Origin of the sequence: Paraburkholderia acidisoli, assembly GCF_009789675.1 — a bacterium.
GTDB lineage: Bacteria > Pseudomonadota > Gammaproteobacteria > Burkholderiales > Burkholderiaceae > Paraburkholderia > Paraburkholderia acidisoli.
Genome location: NZ_CP046916.1, coordinates 568,784 through 582,651, shown reverse-complemented (window position 1 = coordinate 582,651; position 13,868 = coordinate 568,784). Strand labels below are relative to the sequence as shown.

Here is a 13,868-nt window from a genome sequence, read left to right as displayed (position 1 = left end):
TATGACGACACTGGTTGCGCTCACGCTGAACAACTCAGCATCGCCACCCTTTTCCTACGTCTTTACGCTTGATAGCGCGTCATACACTGGATCGGTGACGTGGAACGTCTATGCGCAACGCTGGTATTTCACGTTGCAGGATCAACTTGCAAATGTGGTCTGGAACGGCCCGCTTGTTGGCTCCCCGCTTGACTACGATATCCCGCTCGCGCCGGGCATTTTCACGACTTCGACGATCCTTTGGCGAGAAGATACGGGTAACTTCGAGGTTTCGCCGTGAGGTTTTATTCGATCACGCTCACGCCCGATGGCGCCACGCAACCGATACGAACATGGACCTCTCATCCCGGCGGTACGTTTGACCCGAGCGCGCTTGATATCGAGTTCGATTGTCAGGTTCAGGATTTCGCGACTTCGCCGCAGTTGTTCACCGTCACGATTCACGGTGTTTCGCTGGCTGATCTATCCCAGGCTCAGCAATTTACCGGGATGCAATTCAGCATGAGCGGCGGCATGCAGGCGGGACTTCCGCTTGCTAATCCACAGCAGGCTGGGTTGCTGGTAGCCGGGACGGTGTTTCAGGCTTACGGCAACTGGGAAGGCGTCGATATGCGGCTGGATCTCGTGATCTCGCCGTCTATCTATACCCTATCGAATCCCGGCAATCTGGTCTTGAACTGGCAGGCGGGGCAAACCCTTTCGGACGCCCTTCAGCAAACATTATCCGTTGCCTATCCAGCGCTTCCGTTCACTGCGAACGTCACGTCGCAACTCGTGCAGGATTTCGACGAGATTCATTTTTGCTCAACGCTCCAGGAGTTGTGCCAGTGCATCAAGGGTGTGACACAAAGCTATTTTGTCGGTCCGACCTATAGCGGCGTCAATCTGACCTGTCAGAACGGTCAATTTTTCGTTTGGGATAGCACGTATCTACCCAACGCGATCCAGTTGTCTTTCAACGATTTTGTCGGTCAGCCGACCTGATTGATGTCAACACGATGATCTGCAAGTTGATATTGCGGCACGATATTCAACTTGGCTCTACCATCCGGATGCCGCAACTGACATATTCCAGCGCTAGCGGCCCAGCTTTGGCGAGCGCTAGTCCGGAATTGTGGGAACAACTGCGCAATCGTATCCGTCGAGCAGCAATTATCAAACAGCATTCCGGGACGTTTTCCGTTTCAGAGTTGCGCCATATTGGATCGTATCGCTCAGCCGATGGGTCATCGTGGGTAACCGTCATCAAATGCATAACGAATAGCCCATGAGTGACGATTTTTCCAAACTTTGGCTCGTGGTAATCTCAATCAGGTTGCGATAACCCGAGCCCAGCAGGCCATTAAAAGTTTGGGTAGAGCGTTACCCTGTCGGGTGACAAGCGTAACTGGCAAGATCGTTACGGTTGAGTTCCAGATGGACACTACGCCATGGACTTTGCCGCCCATCACGATACCGAAGGCGGAAAGTCAATGGCTCACCGAGCCCACGCAGATTGGCGACGAGGGCATGACTATGCCTGCGGACGCATATTTGGGCGGGATATCGGGGCTTGGCGGCGGCAATGCCGATTTCCGTCAGCGCGGTAACCTGACGGCACTCGTTTTCGTGCCAGTGGGGAATAAATCGTTCTCCCCCATTGATCCGAACGCAGCCCAGATTCAAGGTCCGAATGGCACGATACTGAGGACGACTGCTGGCGCATCGTCGATCGTGACCAATACGGATGGAACCACAATCACCTGCGAGTCGACCACGCTCGTTGTCAACGCTTCAGGAATTACGTTGACAGTTGGCGGCCAGACATTCACATGGGGCGGAACTCAGGCGGTATCTACCCTGCCAATCAAGGCGCCAGACGTTGTACTACCTAATGGCGCGGTGAATGAACACAATCACGGCAATGTGCAGAACGGCGGTGGCGTCACCGATCCCATGCAGAACTAGCCGTTATTCCACCAGGCACCGATTTTACCGAGCCAGTAGACGACGAGCCCAGTAATCAGAGCGGCAGCGGACATAGCACCGTGATGCGTGAAAAATAGGAATGGGGAAGCCAGCATGGAAAGCTGGCCCAAAAGGATGAGCGCCTTGTAGGGTTTCCCGGTTCTTTGAATGGTCTGGGTCATTTTTCTTCTCTCAGTGACTGGAAATCGTTCGGGTTAAATCTGGGGCATATATCGCACATCTTGGCGACGCCCTCGGCCTGAATCTGGTCTGTGACGGATGATGGATGATCCGGTTGCGCCTCAAACCATTGAAGCATGTAAGAGCAAGGAAAAAGGAAATTCCCTTCATCCGAAGCAGCTGTGATATGGCGAAACATCGGATGAATGTATTCGAATTTCGTGCGCAAGTGAATCGGGAAATATGGCGAATCAATGGTGCGCTGACAGTGCGCGCGCCAATCATCCGTTTTGCATGAATCCATGAAGCATTGAAGCACCGCTTCAACATCGTAAGCCTGTTTCATCTCACCGATCACCATGCGGCCACGCGCATAGAAGTGCGTCCCCTTCCAGCCTCGAACATAGTGAATCAAGTCCATCGCCAGAATGGCACCTTCGAAGCTACGCGCAAATCCCGCCGCATAGATTCTGATCGATTCCAGATCGCGCACTTCGAATAACGGCGCGCGCTTCGCCACATCAATTGCAAGATCAAACGCCGCCGACCGGCTATTTACAAATAGCACGATCACAAGGTGATTGTGCGATAGCGCGCAAAGACTCTCATGAGTCAAAGAAGGCGATGAATGCGATTCAGACATAGGTACGCATTATGAGAGTTTGGGGGCGACAGTATTCTTCAGATGGCACATATCAATGGGTAGCAGTCACCACCGATTCAGCAGGATTTAACAGCAATTGCTACCTTACGGCGCTGTGTCAGGCGATCAAGCTCAATCTCGGGGAAAGCCCCTTTTACTCCAATACGGGAATCCCGCAGCAGCAAACGATCCTTACGCAAGTCAACCCCGACTTCTACGTACAAAGTTTGCAACAACAGTATGCCCAATATTTCGCGACCCTAACGATCGTCCGCGTCGTTGGCAGCAATCCGCCGCAGTACAACATTACGGCCTTGTGCCCATCAGGGGCCATTCTTAACACCACCGTCGCGACATGACCACGATCACGCCTACGAATGTTCCGCTGGTGATGACCGCGGCAGGCCCGCAAACCACGCCGCCCGCTACGCTGAACGCAGCGCTCATCAATGGCGTCGCCGCAGAAGTCCCCGACTATACCGCAAACCTTCCGGGCCTTCTGATTGAGGACATTTCCTCGACGGCGACCGGTGCGCTAGTCGCGATTGACCGTGCGCGCGTTGATTGCATTTCCAGCGTTACGCCTTATGGCGCAAATGCCTCGGTTCTCGCGCAACTCGGCGTTCAATTCGGGATTGAACAAGGCGTCAGTGCCAACGCGAGCGTCTATGTTCAGTTCGCTGGACCCGCAGGATACGTGTTCCAGCCGGGTTTCGTAGTCGGCGACGGGACGAATCAATACAAGCTGCAAGACGGCGGCGTCATTCAGACTGGCGGCGTAAGCGCCCAACTCTTTGCCGTCGCCACCAATAGCGGCACTTTTGCCATTCCAGCGGGTTCGGTCAATCAGATTATCACTTCGGTTCCGACTGGCTATGCGATCACGGTCACGAACCCAGAAGCAGGCACGCCAGCCAGTAGTGCGGAAAGTCCGCAAGACTATCGTGCGCGCGTCTTGCAAGCCGGTGTCGTCGCTTCGGTCGGATCGCCCGCATATCTCAAGACGCTGCTTGAGAAAGTAACCGGCGTTCAGGCTCGGCTTGTTTCTATCCAGCAGGCAACTGGCGGCTGGCGAATCGTGTGTGGCGGTGGCGATGCCTATGCCGTAGCAAACGCGATCCTGCAAGGTGTAGGCGATATCGCAACGCTGCAAGGCTCGCAGCTTTCCATCAGCGGCATGACAGCGGCGAGCCCAGTCGTCGTGACGACAAACCTGACAACCAACTTCACTGTTGGGCAGACATTTACAGTATCGGGGGCGACGCCAACCGCATACAACGGCACATACACAGTGGTGTCGATTGTCCGCTCGATAAGTGGTGACACGATCACCACCAGCACGAATGGGAGCGCGTTCGGAGCCTATACAGGTGGCGCGACGTTCTCACCCAATCCGAGAAATGTGAACGTATCGTTATTCCAGAATCCAGATACGTACAACATTCCGTTCGTCAATCCGCCCACGCAGATCGTTACGGTAGCGGTGACATGGAATACGACGCTGCCAAATTTCACGGCGGGCGATTCGGTCAATCAGTTAGCTATCCCGGCGATCCAGTCGTATATCAACAGTATCTATGTAGGCCAGCCGATCAATGAACTGGAAATGACGGCCGCCTTCCAGGGTGCTGTTGCTTCGGTCATCTCGGCGGCCAACATTACGACACTTCAATATGTCGTTCAGATCAACGGCGTGACAGTAAGTCCGAGTGCTGGCACCAGCATCATAGCTGGCGATCCCGAGAGCGTCTTTTCTGCGAGCGCGTCCGGCGTTACTGTTGTTCAGGGGTGATGCATGCAACTCGAATCATTTGCTGTGCAGCCTCTCCAGCAGGTTATTCCCGCCTACCTGTACCAGCAATACTTCGATGATTCGAGTATTCAGGCTTTTGTTGACAGCTATAACAGCCTCGCACAAGGTTACTTGTCGTGGTTCAACAATACCCCGCTTGGGCTTTACACTTCGCCCAACATCACAGGTACGCTGCTTGACTGGATTGGACAGGGGATTTACGGCATATCGCGCCCGGTTCTCTCAACACAAACGACAACTATCACCGCAGGCTATGACGCCTTCGCCTACAACACTGTCCCATACAACTACCTGAGCTATTCCTCATCAGGCACAGCGCAGACCGCATCCGACGATATCTACAAACGGATGATGACGTGGAACCTGTACCGCGGCGACGGACAGATGTTCACGATGGGATGGTTGAAGAATCGTGTTAGCCGATTCATCAACGGTGCGAACGGTTCGGATTATGCAGTTCTGGACAATCCGCCGTCGATCACGGTATCGGGCAACACGTTCACGATCACTTCCTTCGACGATGCGGTCTTTACCGCGCTTCAGGAACTGATCAACGCGCGACTGGTTTCGGTTCCGTTCCAGTACAACTTCGAGTTCAAGGCCATCAGTTTCTATAACGATGGCGGCGTGTTGTGGATGTCGGCTCCCCTGAACTATCCAACCAGTCCTATGGGACTTGCTGCCGGGGCGGTTTGGTACAACGGCGGAACGGTGGCTGTTGTGTCGGGCGGATCGGGAACGGGCGCCCCAGTCTATTTTGGATCAGTTACCGCAGCGCAACTTCTTTCGTCTGGCGGCGCCGGTTTGCCGACCACCAACCCGAACAATACGAACCAGCTCTGGAATAACGGCGGCGTCGTTTCCATTTCGTGACCATGACAGCATTCATTTTTGCCAACAACGTCAATACGACGCTGGCTGGTGCAGTATCGAACACCGCCACCTCGATCACATTAGCCAGTTCCGCGAACCTTCCTTCTAGCATTCCGTCTGGTTCCGTGCTGGTCGTCACGTTGAACGATGTGGCCACGCGGAATAACTATGAAGTCGTCTACGCAACAGCAATTTCTGGCGCAACGCTCACGGTTCAGCGTGCGCAAGAAAGTACAGCGGCGCTTTCCTGGTTGGTCGGTGACTTCGCATTCAGCGGCCCTACCGCTGGTCAGCAAGAATCGTTTGGGCAGGAAGGCGCTGCTAACACATGGACTGGCGCCAATACGTTCACCGAAACAGTTACCGCCCCTACGGTAAATACAGGAACTATCGAAGCAGGCGCGTCGCCGCTGTTCCTCGAAACAGACTCTCACGTAAGCGTAGTCAATAGCACCAATACCGCATACGCAGAACTATATTGCGCGGCTCCTACCATCGGCGATGCCGCTGTCAATCTGGATACGGGAGACGCCCGTTATGTCAAACACGGCTCCGCTGCCCTTGCAGGGACGCAAGCGAACATCGGATGGACCCCAAGCACCGCGAGTTCAGATGTTCGATCGGTGACTTTTACGGCACCTTGTAACGGTGTTGTGATTTCACGAAGCTTTGTCAATTCCAATGCTGGTCAGACAGCATCTTTCACCAATTACGCGAGCATCAACGGCGTAGCGGGTGGCGCGGAATCCATCATTGGTAGTTCCATTGTTTCGACCGTTCAAAACGTTGCATCCGGTTCTAGTGTGACGGTTTCGGCCACGGCGACTTCGAATGCCGGGACAACTATCCCCGCCTCCCACTGGCTCGAATACCAGTTCATGCCTTCGTGAGGCTCGAATGATCTACACCTTGATCTTTAATCCGAAGACGGATCTGGTCGAAGCAGTCGGCTCGTATTCCAGCGAACCGGAACTTTCGAGCAACGAACTCGTTTGTACTTTCGAGCAATGGAAGTCTCCGGCTTTGTGGAAGCTTTCTAACGGCCAAATCGTGGCGGCATGACACTGATGAAAAAACTACTCCTGATCGCCCTCTTTTCGCCGGTCGTCGCTTTCGCGCAAAGCTATCCGTCGCCCACATTCAACAGCATCACACTGCAAAGCCCGCTGACGGCGGCGAACGGCGGCACCGGGACCACGACAGCAACGGGTACAGGCTCAGTTGTCTTGAACACGTCGCCGACGTTCTCGGGTACGCCCTCTGGTCCCACCGCAGCGGCTGGCACCAGCACCACCCAGTTTGCCACCACCGCATTCGTAGGCAGCGCGATCACCGGTATCTCTACTTCGGTATTCGGCACGCTATATGCCTCGTGGTTCAACAGCCTCCCAACTACGTTGCCCGCAACGAGCGGCGTCTACTGGAATAACGGGGGGGTCTTGAGCAAATCATGATGAAAAGCCAACTGAATAAGATTGCCGCCTTCGGGGCGGCTTTTTTTTTGGCCCTGCCGCTGATTGCATCGGCGCAGTCCTATCCGTCGCCGACGTTCAATAGCGTAGTTCTCCAGAATCCCCTTTCGCCTTCGAATGGCGGTACGGGTGCAACGACTTCGACCGGCACCGGCTCGGCTGTTCTTTCGAACTCGCCAGCGCTGACGAACCCGGCCATCACAGGCGGCTCAATCAGCGGCTTGACGACCGCTGTACCTGTCGCCAGCGGCGGTACGGGTGCCAATAGTGCAGCCACTGCGTTGTCGAATCTGGGCGGTGCTGCGCTTTCGGGGGCATCTTTCGCAGGCCCTACCGGACTGAGTTATACGAATCCGATCTTTGCGCTGAATGACAGCAGCGGCGGCGCAGCGACCACGATTTCATATGCCGTGGGCGGCACCAAGTATTTCGGAACGACAGTCGGAACGACCGGCTATTACATCCAGAGATATGCTTCCGGATCATTTGTTGATTACCCTTTCAGTATTCTGGCATCAACAGGTCAAGCGTCTTTACTGTTCGCCCCACCTTCAACGGCGCAACGCCTTGGGACAGCGCGAACCTCGCAAGCCCGGCATCGCTAACGGGGACGTACACCGGCGCGCTTGGGCTCAGCTATTCCGCTGCACACCTGACGGTCAACGATACCAGCGGCGGCTTTGCTGGCATCAATTTGCAGCACAGCGGCACGACGAATTGGGAAATGCTCATTGACGGCAATTCGTCCACCAATGGCAACCTCTATTTCGGTCGATACAACTCTGGCTCGGTCGTCGATTACCCATTCAAGATCAACAACGCCTCGGGGCTGACGACGATCAGCGATGGTCTCGCAGTCGCCGGTTCCTTCTCGGCACCGGGCCTTGTCACAAATGCCGATCTTGCTTCGACGCCGGCCAACAGCTATAAGTGCAACGCCTCCACGTCTGCCAGCACGCCGTCCGACTGCTATTCGAACGCGAGCAATCCGTTCGATTTCGGCGCCGTTGCGAACAGTAGCGCTGCTGCCGCGACGAACACGACCGCGTTTCAGAACGCGATGGCGGCAAATCCGGTGTTTCACTGCCCGGATGGTCAGACGTTCTATATCGGCGGGATCACGGTTCCGACGACCACCACGCGTATCTATGGCGCGTGCACGTTGATCGCGAGCGGTACCGTGACGTCCGGCGCGGGGCTGCTTGAAGCTGATAGCAACACTGGCGGCTTGGTCATTGACGGCCCACGCATTCAGGTTGCGACCGGGACGTACACGAACAACTCCGGTATTCGCCTGAGCGGTTCGTCGAACTTCAATGTTCGCAACACTACGATCACCGCGGCAAACGGCGTTCTCGTCAATGCCGGAACCAACTTCACGCTGGAGAACAATTACGTCCTGAACGACACCGCACTCGGGATCGCGGTTGTTGGTGCGTCAAGCTTTGGCCACATCTCGAACAACTATGTCAATGCGGGCTATAGCTCTGGCTCAAGTCATTGCATCGCGGTCGAGCAAGGTTCGAACTACACGATCACTGGGAACCACGTTGAAGAGTGTGTTGGGTTCGGCATCAATGTGTCGAGCCCTTCCTCGGCTGGCACAACCTCGTTCTTCACGGTCGCGAACAATGTTGCATACGGCACGCAAATCGAGTGCATCAACGTCGAGAACGGTGCCGTTGGCGCAGTAACGGGCAACGCGTGCTATTTCAACAGCCATTCGACTGATTTCGGCATGTCGTTTTATGGCGCGCCGGGAACGTCTCCGCAAGAGATTACGAGCGACATCGCGGTAACTGGTAATTCGATCTTCAACCCTTGCAAGTCGGGGATAGCACTCGCAGACGTTGTTACCCGCCTCAACGTTACCGGGAATTACATTTACGCGCCGAATCAATGTGCGGGTACAACTGGTGATTACACGTCGGGCATTCTTCTGTATGGGGCAGCAACGGTCCCAACAGCGTTGGCAATAACTTTGTCGTTGACCCGTACGGGCACATGGCATGGCAAATCGGCGAAGGAACGTACAACGATGGAAGCGGCAACCCCAGCGGGAACTTCCTTGAGGGCATGGCCGGCACCGTTGGCACTTCCGGTCAAATCTCGGCCGTTAGTTCGGCGACGCAGGTGATAAACACTTCCAACTCGTGGGTCACCTATACGCCGACTCTGACGTGCGCATCGGGATCGCCTGGGACGCAAAGCGGGTCGGGACGGTATAAGCGAATCGGCAAGACGATCACTCTCCAGATCAGCGCCACGCTGTCAACGGTTGGAACATGCTCCGGGTCTATCCTGGTATCGCTTCCGCTCACGTCTGGTCCGGGGGCCTATAACCTGATGGGGCGCAGTGGCTCGTCGGGTAACTTCCTGACTGGGCAGATTTCCGGTTCGAGCGGAGTCGCCCAGATCATCGATCAGACGAACACTTCGCCGATTTCGGCTGGCTACGCGTATCAGGTTTCAGGCTCATACGAGTCCCAGTAATAACTGGTAAGTAATATGCGATAATTCGGCACCTAATCGGGGTGCCGAATTGAATAAATTAAATGCGCTCACAACATTACGGTTTTTCGCAGCAGCAGCGATAGTCATTGAGCATATGAGGGCCGTTTTAAGCAGCGTCACGCTGTTCGACGGTCTTCCTTACGACTACGGCGTGAGCTTCTTTTTCGTGCTGTCGGGCTTTATCCTGACTTGCGTGTACAAAAAAGGTTTCGAAGAACCGGGAAGCATCCGCCGCTACTACGCTTTGCGTGTGGGCCGCATCTGGCCGTTGCACGTCACAACGTTTGTTCTCGCCGCTTTCCTGTTGCCGCCATGGTTGAAGTTCGTCGGACCTGAGGGGCCGGATGTTCCACTGATTGCACTCACTAACGTGTTCTGGTGAATTCGTGGATACCGGTCGCGCGCTACTTCTTCTCTTACAACGGCGTTTCATGGAGTATTTCGACGGAGATGTTCTTTTATCTGATGTTTCCTCTCCTTGTGCGCGACTGGCATCACACGTGGAAGTGGAAAGCGCCGCTGGTTTGGTGTCTGGTGGCGCTTCTCCTGTCGATATCGACGGCAGCCGGTTTCCCCGATTTCGATCCGCGCACGCCGCTCGCGATCTCTTCTGTCGGCATCGCCTACATCGGGCCGTTCGCGCGGATCAGTGAGTTCGTGATGGGTATGGTTGCCGCAGGCTTCTACCTGCGAAACGTCGACCGCGGTGGGCACAATGTTTGGGTCTGGACCGCAATCGAAATAGCGTCAATCTGTTCGATCGGGTTCCTTTGGCACCACGCCTCATCTCTGCCTATGTTGATTGCCGGGCATCGACTAGATACCAACGCATGGGTCGTGTTTTTTGGGCACTCGTGCGCGGCGCCTGGATTCGCGCTGCTGATCACGGCTATGGCATTTGGCCGCGGGCTCTGTTCAAAGATTCTCAGCGTGCGGCCGATGGTGCTGCTCGGTGAAGCGAGCTTCGCCCTGTATCTGATCCACCAGATTTTGATCGGCCTCATCCGGGTTCATCGCGACGACTGGCTGCGCGACTATTCCGACGCGCAGCTTTATGTCGCGTATTGGGTTGTCGCACTCGCATGCGCGTTCGCTCTGTGGCGATTTATCGAAATGCCCGCGCGCGATATGGTGAAAAAAATATCCATCCGGCAGTGGACCGCTGCTAAAGCCTGATCCACATCAGGAAGCAAATTCGACAAGCCGCCCAAGGGCGGCTTTTTTACGTATATAGACCAGCCAAAGGCCGCCTCCGGGCGGCTTTTTCTTTTACGGGGGCCATTCCTTGAACCACGAACCAGTTGACAGACGCACCGCTGACCAGCAGTGGCGCGCGGAAATGGAGGCTCGGATGACCAATTTCGAAAAGACGATGGCGACGTATCAGGCATCTCTTGACGACAACACCGCAGCGACACTGCGCGTCGAGGGAAATACGCAAGAACTGGTCGAACTTTTGAAGATGGCCAAGAGTGGCCTCGGTTTCTTCACTGGTACAGGGCGAGTGCTCCGCAAGGTCGTTCTCTGGTGTGGTCCGTTCATCATGTTCGCAGCCGCTATTTGGGGCCTCGCGCACGGCAAGTGGCCGGGTGAATCATGATCCTGACGCTCTTCGAAGCCGAACTCAGGCGAGACGAAGCGGTTCGGTATGTCCGATACATCGACAGCGAGGGGAATCCGACCTGTGGTGTTGGCCATAACCTGAATTCGTCGCCGCTGCCGGCCGGCTGGAAATTCCCGCTGAATGATGCGCAGGTCACTCAACTCCTCTCGCAGGACATCGCTGACACGCTCCATCAACTCGACGTGCATCTGTCGTGGTGGCGCCAATTGGACGAGGTGCGTCAGCGCGTCATCGCCAACATGTGCTTCAACATGGGCATCGACAAACTGCTCGGATTCGCTCACATGCTCGCCGCGCTCAAGCTTCACAACTTCGCGGTTGCCGCAGCCGAGATGAAGAACTCGAAATGGTTCGGGCAGGTTGGTGATCGCGCCGTTCGCCTGTGCTCGGCAATGAGCACCGGAGTAATGCCGGTCGCCGCAGGCGTCGCCTAAGCGAACGCCCCACAAGAATCCATGGCCGCCTTTGATCGGCCTTTTTCTTTTTCTGGAACTCACATGATCCTGTCGCAATCCGCAGCGTCTGCCGCCGTTTCCGCGCTCGCCACCAACGCTGGCACCAATGCAGTCCTTTCGGTCTACAGCGGCACGGTGCCCGCCGGCCCTGATACGGCTCTGAGCGGCAACACACTGCTCGCGTCGGGGACGATTACGTCGTGGGGCTCACCAACGTACGTATCCGCGAATGGCGGCATGACCTCGGTTGGTACGTTTTCGGCAGCCAGCTATTCGCCAGCCGCTGCAGGTACGGCAACGTTCGCGAGGCTGAGCACATCAGGTGGGACCGCCGAGCAGCAGTTGACGGTAGGCACCTCGGGTGCCGATGTGATTCTCGGCAACACCTCGATCCAAACTGGCACATCGGTTGAGATGGCCTTTTCTCTCGTCGTTCCGTCGCAATCTAGCTGACGATCCACATGACCATCGCGATAGTCCAGTCGGGCACCCTTGTCGAAGAGGGCGGCGTTTCTTCCGTAACCTTTTCGCTCTCTGGAGTAGCGGCTGGCAACACGCTGGTGGTCGCTGTTTTATTCGGTGACGGGTATGGCGGTGGAAGTGTCCCCCAGTTCCCGACTAACTGGCTTGTTTATTCGCAACTCACTCCGGGTGAGGGGGCGAGTGCGTGCGTTGCGGTCCTGCCTGGCCAGTATGTGACTGGTGGAAGCGTTTCGGTGACCGTAACGGCTTCCACGTCAAACCCTCAGTATCCCACTGGGAGAATTTACGAACTGTCGGGCGTTGCCGCGAGCCCAGTTGACGTAAGCGCGATCGGATACGCTACGGGGACTTCGACGACTTTAACTGCCACCAGCGCAAAGGCATTGCAGGGAGTCGGGGAGTTTGCCTTCTCCCCAATCGCCTTCGACTCCGGCAACGACTATAACCAGACATTTACACCGTCTTCTGGATGGACAAGAGACTGGCAACTTCAGGATGACTCTGCCGGCATCTCCGGGGCGATGGCGTACGAAACGTTCTCCACCGCTTCCACTCCATCGATCACATGGTCGGGGCTGAATGCAGATTCGGGTGGTTACGCCTCGGTCATTGTCCCGCTCATTCCGGTACGCAGCAACAAACACGTTGACCGGCTTGGCGAAGATTGCCCCAAGCGTGGCTGGTGCCGCGTCGAGTACCCTGTCAGCCATCGGTCTTTCATCTGGTAGCCCCATCGCGAAGGGTGCGGTGGTTGCTTTGGTAGCCGCAATCGGGTCCGCGTCAATCGTTCCCGGTGTAGTTGGTGCCGCAAGAAGCTTCAATTCCGCGAATGCTGCGGGGGTACTCTCGCCGTCATCGACAGGACTATTGTCGACATCCGCGAGCGCCGTCGGCGCCTCAGTGGTTCATCCCATTGGAATTGGGATTTGCGGAAGCACCCAACTCGCCGCTGGCGTCGCATCGGTTGTGCCTCAATCCGTCGGCAGCATCGTTGCACAAGGAACGAATCAGCTATCCGGGCGTGCTGTAGTAGTTCCGACTTCAGCGGCGGTGATTGCGCAATCTCAATCTCTCGTCGGAGTGGCGGCTGTTGATACCTCAGCTATTGGTGATCTATCTCAAAGCCAGATAGCGATCGGCTCATCGGTGCTCGCCTTTTCGGCAGCGAGCAATCTGGCGCAGTCGCAGCGCGCAGTCGCTACGGCTTCGACGACGGCTCTCGCATTCGGGTCGATAAGCAGTGCGAGTGTCCAGGCAATAGGCGTGTCCATTGTAACGCCGGGCTCATTCGGTAGGCTCGCCGCCAGTCAGCCCATGAACGGTTACGCATCGATCGCCGCGAAGGCGTCCGGCACGATCGTAGTGTTCAACTCGACGGCGTACCCGGTCAATCCTTCGTACTTCGCTCGATCGCTGTACAGGTCGTTCTATTGCAAGGCGCCCAATCGCACCTTCTATGCTGCAGCGCCAGCGCGCAACTTTCTTGTCCGCATACGTCCCATGCAAATCGCGATCCCAACGATGTCCCCCATGGACCCTCGTGAGACGGTGGTGCTCACCTTCGACGCGACAGCGATTCTGAACGGCGCCACCCTCACCCAGTTCAGCACGCCTATCATCACCGCCGAACTCGGCTCTGATCGCACAACACTACCTGTGCTGTCGAACGTCATCATCAATTCCGCCCCGGTGACGATCGGGAACATCACGATCAAGGCAGGTTGTGCGGTGCAAGCCGAAGCTTCGGCTGGCGCTTTCGGCGCTCAGTACCTGATCGCGATCCCGTGCGAGACCAGCAATCCACAGTTCTCACCCGTCTTGAAAGCCATCTTGCCGATGGCGAATCAGTAGGCCCTCGGAAGCG

20 protein-coding genes are annotated in these 13,868 nt (G+C 56.1%); 18 read left to right on the top strand and 2 right to left on the bottom strand.

Features of this window, described 5'->3' with window-relative positions; all coding sequences use genetic code 11:
- Window position 1: 1 nt before the first annotated feature.
- From FAZ98_RS31190 to FAZ98_RS31180, 3 genes are all read left to right on the top strand, one after another.
- Entirely contained in the window at window positions 2-280 is a 279-nt protein-coding gene (locus FAZ98_RS31190; protein ID WP_158957526.1) for a hypothetical protein, read from the top strand.
- Window positions 277-984, top strand: a complete 708-nt coding sequence (locus tag FAZ98_RS35780; protein WP_233273026.1) for a hypothetical protein — start codon at window positions 277-279, stop codon at window positions 982-984. The genes FAZ98_RS31190 and FAZ98_RS35780 overlap by 4 nt, the downstream gene beginning before the upstream one ends.
- 432 nt (window positions 985-1,416) lie before the next feature.
- A complete protein-coding gene (locus FAZ98_RS31180) occupies window positions 1,417-1,947 on the top strand; it encodes a hypothetical protein (RefSeq protein WP_158957524.1) in 531 nt (176 codons plus the stop codon).
- On the opposite strand, the gene FAZ98_RS31175 is transcribed toward FAZ98_RS31180, so the two are convergent.
- Window positions 1,944-2,129: a hypothetical protein gene (locus FAZ98_RS31175; RefSeq protein ID WP_158957522.1), complete on the bottom strand. Its 186-nt coding sequence runs from the start codon at window positions 2,127-2,129 to the stop codon at window positions 1,944-1,946. The two genes, FAZ98_RS31180 and FAZ98_RS31175, sit on opposite strands and share 4 nt — an antisense overlap.
- Window positions 2,126-2,770 carry a hypothetical protein gene (locus tag FAZ98_RS31170; RefSeq protein WP_158957520.1) on the bottom strand — a complete coding sequence of 215 codons (645 nt, stop codon included), beginning with the start codon at window positions 2,768-2,770 and terminating at the stop codon, window positions 2,126-2,128. The genes FAZ98_RS31175 and FAZ98_RS31170 overlap by 4 nt, the downstream gene beginning before the upstream one ends.
- 11 nt (window positions 2,771-2,781) lie before the next feature.
- Between FAZ98_RS31170 and FAZ98_RS31165 the strand changes: the two genes are divergently transcribed.
- The 15 genes from FAZ98_RS31165 to FAZ98_RS31095 all read left to right on the top strand — a co-directional run bounded on the left by FAZ98_RS31165 (window position 2,782) and on the right by FAZ98_RS31095 (window position 13,855).
- Window positions 2,782-3,129 (top strand): hypothetical protein, encoded by a 348-nt coding sequence (locus FAZ98_RS31165; protein WP_158957518.1) that lies wholly within the window; start codon window positions 2,782-2,784, stop codon window positions 3,127-3,129.
- Window positions 3,126-4,562 carry a baseplate J/gp47 family protein gene (locus FAZ98_RS31160; RefSeq protein WP_233273025.1) on the top strand — a complete coding sequence of 479 codons (1,437 nt, stop codon included), beginning with the start codon at window positions 3,126-3,128 and terminating at the stop codon, window positions 4,560-4,562. The genes FAZ98_RS31165 and FAZ98_RS31160 overlap by 4 nt, the downstream gene beginning before the upstream one ends.
- A 3-nt stretch (window positions 4,563-4,565) precedes the next feature.
- Window positions 4,566-5,456 (top strand): hypothetical protein, encoded by an 891-nt coding sequence (locus tag FAZ98_RS31155; protein WP_158957516.1) that lies wholly within the window; start codon window positions 4,566-4,568, stop codon window positions 5,454-5,456.
- A gap of 2 nt (window positions 5,457-5,458) precedes the next feature.
- Window positions 5,459-6,346, top strand: coding sequence for a hypothetical protein (locus FAZ98_RS31150; protein WP_158957514.1), 888 nt, complete (start codon window positions 5,459-5,461; stop codon window positions 6,344-6,346).
- A 7-nt stretch (window positions 6,347-6,353) separates the two neighbouring features.
- Window positions 6,354-6,518, top strand: coding sequence for a hypothetical protein (locus FAZ98_RS31145; protein WP_158957512.1), 165 nt, complete (start codon window positions 6,354-6,356; stop codon window positions 6,516-6,518).
- Window positions 6,515-6,910 carry a hypothetical protein gene (locus FAZ98_RS31140; protein WP_158957510.1) on the top strand — a complete coding sequence of 132 codons (396 nt, stop codon included), beginning with the start codon at window positions 6,515-6,517 and terminating at the stop codon, window positions 6,908-6,910. Before FAZ98_RS31145 ends, FAZ98_RS31140 begins: the two co-directional genes overlap by 4 nt.
- Window positions 6,907-7,533, top strand: coding sequence for a hypothetical protein (locus FAZ98_RS31135; RefSeq protein ID WP_158957508.1), 627 nt, complete (start codon window positions 6,907-6,909; stop codon window positions 7,531-7,533). Before FAZ98_RS31140 ends, FAZ98_RS31135 begins: the two co-directional genes overlap by 4 nt.
- A 119-nt stretch (window positions 7,534-7,652) precedes the next feature.
- On the top strand, window positions 7,653-9,065 hold the full coding sequence (locus FAZ98_RS31130) for a right-handed parallel beta-helix repeat-containing protein (RefSeq protein ID WP_158957506.1): 1,413 nt from the start codon (window positions 7,653-7,655) through the stop codon (window positions 9,063-9,065).
- Window positions 9,066-9,470: 405 nt separating this feature from the next.
- Window positions 9,471-9,824 (top strand): acyltransferase family protein, encoded by a 354-nt coding sequence (locus FAZ98_RS31125; RefSeq protein WP_158957504.1) that lies wholly within the window; start codon window positions 9,471-9,473, stop codon window positions 9,822-9,824.
- Window positions 9,821-10,618: an acyltransferase family protein gene (locus FAZ98_RS31120; RefSeq protein ID WP_158957502.1), complete on the top strand. Its 798-nt coding sequence runs from the start codon at window positions 9,821-9,823 to the stop codon at window positions 10,616-10,618. Before FAZ98_RS31125 ends, FAZ98_RS31120 begins: the two co-directional genes overlap by 4 nt.
- A 175-nt stretch (window positions 10,619-10,793) precedes the next feature.
- On the top strand, window positions 10,794-11,042 hold the full coding sequence (locus FAZ98_RS31115; RefSeq protein ID WP_158957500.1) for a hypothetical protein: 249 nt from the start codon (window positions 10,794-10,796) through the stop codon (window positions 11,040-11,042).
- Window positions 11,039-11,500, top strand: a complete 462-nt coding sequence (locus FAZ98_RS31110) for a glycoside hydrolase family protein (RefSeq protein WP_158957498.1) — start codon at window positions 11,039-11,041, stop codon at window positions 11,498-11,500. The genes FAZ98_RS31115 and FAZ98_RS31110 overlap by 4 nt, the downstream gene beginning before the upstream one ends.
- 21 nt (window positions 11,501-11,521) lie before the next feature.
- Entirely contained in the window at window positions 11,522-11,974 is a 453-nt protein-coding gene (locus tag FAZ98_RS31105; protein WP_158957496.1) for a hypothetical protein, read from the top strand.
- Window positions 11,975-11,982: 8 nt separating this feature from the next.
- Window positions 11,983-12,732 carry a hypothetical protein gene (locus FAZ98_RS31100; RefSeq protein WP_158957494.1) on the top strand — a complete coding sequence of 250 codons (750 nt, stop codon included), beginning with the start codon at window positions 11,983-11,985 and terminating at the stop codon, window positions 12,730-12,732.
- A gap of 586 nt (window positions 12,733-13,318) precedes the next feature.
- Window positions 13,319-13,855: a hypothetical protein gene (locus FAZ98_RS31095; protein ID WP_158957493.1), complete on the top strand. Its 537-nt coding sequence runs from the start codon at window positions 13,319-13,321 to the stop codon at window positions 13,853-13,855.
- Window positions 13,856-13,868: the final 13 nt, after the last annotated feature.

Excerpts from the sequence above, each read along its gene's own strand:
- FAZ98_RS31095 (WP_158957493.1), top strand. The coding sequence starts at position 13,319 with ATGAACGGTTACGCATCGATCGCCGCGAAGGCGTCCGGCACGATCGTA.
- FAZ98_RS31190 (WP_158957526.1), top strand. The coding sequence starts at position 2 with ATGACGACACTGGTTGCGCTCACGCTGAACAACTCAGCATCGCCACCC.
- FAZ98_RS31170 (WP_158957520.1), bottom strand. The coding sequence starts at position 2,770 with ATGTCTGAATCGCATTCATCGCCTTCTTTGACTCATGAGAGTCTTTGC.
- FAZ98_RS31135 (WP_158957508.1), top strand. The coding sequence starts at position 6,907 with ATGATGAAAAGCCAACTGAATAAGATTGCCGCCTTCGGGGCGGCTTTT.
- FAZ98_RS31175 (WP_158957522.1), bottom strand. The coding sequence starts at position 2,129 with ATGACCCAGACCATTCAAAGAACCGGGAAACCCTACAAGGCGCTCATC.
- FAZ98_RS31140 (WP_158957510.1), top strand. The coding sequence starts at position 6,515 with ATGACACTGATGAAAAAACTACTCCTGATCGCCCTCTTTTCGCCGGTC.
- FAZ98_RS31180 (WP_158957524.1), top strand. The coding sequence starts at position 1,417 with ATGGACACTACGCCATGGACTTTGCCGCCCATCACGATACCGAAGGCG.
- FAZ98_RS31145 (WP_158957512.1), top strand. The coding sequence starts at position 6,354 with ATGATCTACACCTTGATCTTTAATCCGAAGACGGATCTGGTCGAAGCA.
- FAZ98_RS31130 (WP_158957506.1), top strand. The coding sequence starts at position 7,653 with ATGCTCATTGACGGCAATTCGTCCACCAATGGCAACCTCTATTTCGGT.
- FAZ98_RS31160 (WP_233273025.1), top strand. The coding sequence starts at position 3,126 with ATGACCACGATCACGCCTACGAATGTTCCGCTGGTGATGACCGCGGCA.
- FAZ98_RS31105 (WP_158957496.1), top strand. The coding sequence starts at position 11,522 with ATGGCCGCCTTTGATCGGCCTTTTTCTTTTTCTGGAACTCACATGATC.
- FAZ98_RS31110 (WP_158957498.1), top strand. The coding sequence starts at position 11,039 with ATGATCCTGACGCTCTTCGAAGCCGAACTCAGGCGAGACGAAGCGGTT.
- FAZ98_RS31100 (WP_158957494.1), top strand. The coding sequence starts at position 11,983 with ATGACCATCGCGATAGTCCAGTCGGGCACCCTTGTCGAAGAGGGCGGC.
- FAZ98_RS31150 (WP_158957514.1), top strand. The coding sequence starts at position 5,459 with ATGACAGCATTCATTTTTGCCAACAACGTCAATACGACGCTGGCTGGT.
- FAZ98_RS31155 (WP_158957516.1), top strand. The coding sequence starts at position 4,566 with ATGCAACTCGAATCATTTGCTGTGCAGCCTCTCCAGCAGGTTATTCCC.
- FAZ98_RS31115 (WP_158957500.1), top strand. The coding sequence starts at position 10,794 with ATGACCAATTTCGAAAAGACGATGGCGACGTATCAGGCATCTCTTGAC.
- FAZ98_RS31165 (WP_158957518.1), top strand. The coding sequence starts at position 2,782 with ATGAGAGTTTGGGGGCGACAGTATTCTTCAGATGGCACATATCAATGG.